The sequence below is a fragment of the Psychrobacter sp. 1U2 genome (assembly GCF_051847575.1).
Map to the genome: position 1 here is coordinate 1 of NZ_JBPYDC010001544.1, position 578 is coordinate 578.

Annotated in this window: 1 protein-coding gene; it reads right to left on the bottom strand. The window is 49.7% G+C overall.

What is annotated here, in order from left to right; all coding sequences use genetic code 11:
• The coding region (locus ACS8FD_RS23090) for an HsdM family class I SAM-dependent methyltransferase (protein WP_439277574.1) at window positions 1-578 on the bottom strand (578 nt) is incomplete at both ends.

Sequence of the window (578 nt, forward strand, 5' to 3'; positions counted from 1 at the left end):
GACCAAAGGGATCGCTACTGGCATCACCATGGCCCCATTTATCCAGTGAAAACGGCGGGTTGGCGGTCACCACATCGAACTGTAATAACTGACCGTCACTATCCAATAACAGCGGATTACGGATGGTATCGCCCCACTCGATACGGTGGTTGTCCTCACCATGCAAAAACATATTCATCTTTGCCAGTGCCCATGTCGAGCCAATGGCTTCTTGACCGTATAGCGCATACTTCTTGGAATTTGAGTTTTTGCGTACCATCGCCCCGCACTTGATGAGTAGAGACCCCGAACCACAGGCCGGATCACATATCTCATCGCCCTCACTTGGCTCTAATATCGTCGCAAGCAGGCTTGATACTTCAGGCGGCGTATAGAACTCGCCCGCCGTCGCCCCACTACTGGCGGCGAAGTGCTTGATGAGGTACTCGTAAGCATTACCGATCACGTCTAAGCTACCGACACGCTCAGCGGAAAGGTTCAGAATATCTTTGCCAAAGTCTTCTAACAAATGGCGTAGTAGCTCGTTTTTTTGCTTTTCTTGACCCAATTTATCGGTGTTAAAGCTAATATCTTGGAAG